This is a genomic window from Serratia sp. HNCC26DJ244 (genome assembly GCF_057180565.1).
Genome location: NZ_JBXUGO010000092.1, coordinates 1 through 739, shown reverse-complemented (window position 1 = coordinate 739; position 739 = coordinate 1). Strand labels below are relative to the sequence as shown.

General features: G+C 54.1%; 1 protein-coding gene. It reads right to left on the bottom strand.

Going from position 1 to position 739, the window contains the following annotated elements; translation table 11 throughout:
- Positions 1-739, bottom strand: a 739-nt coding sequence (locus AC2A06_RS18715) for an Ig-like domain-containing protein (RefSeq protein WP_484381281.1), incomplete at both ends; no start/stop codon positions are given.

The window sequence follows — 739 nt, the reverse complement described above, 5'->3', positions numbered from 1 at the left end:
ACCCAGCTGTACCAGCACCGGGGTATCGTCTACCACAATCTTGATATCCGGACTTGGCTCACTTACGTTGCCCGCCGGGTCAGTCACCGTGGTATTGAGGGTGTGGTCGCCATTATCCAGCGGTTCAGGCGGGGTAAAGCTCCACTTGCCTTCATCATTGATCTTGGCAGTACCGATTTCCTTACCGTTGTCATAAATAGTGACCGTGCCGCCGGGTTCGCCGGTACCGTTCAGGTTTGGTGAACGATCATCGGTGGTATCCCCCGGTTTCACTTCACCGGTCTTCTCACCCACGTTGTCGGTGATAACGATATCGCCAGCCGGATTAGGCACGGTGGTGTCAACAATAATACCGAAGCTGCCGCTTGGTGCGCTGACATTACCTGCGATATCCGTTGCGGTGATGGTCAGATTATGGTTGCCATCTTTCAGTTCAGCGCCTGCTGCTGGAGTAAAGCTCCACTCACCCTTGCCATTGGCCGTGGTTGAACCGATCAGTTCACCGTTATCGTAGATCTTGACCAGGCTGTTGGCTGTTGCATTCCCACTCAGGGTTGGGGTGGTGTCGTTGGTGACTTCGCCCTTCTGCAATGGACCCACGTGTGGCTCTGCGTTGTCCACCACACTGCCGATAGACGGTTCAGTAGATACCGCGATGTACAGCGTAATGTCATAGCTCGGAGAGGAGAAATTACTGCGGTTGCCTGCAGGATCCTCAGCAATAATCACCAGTTGGTTG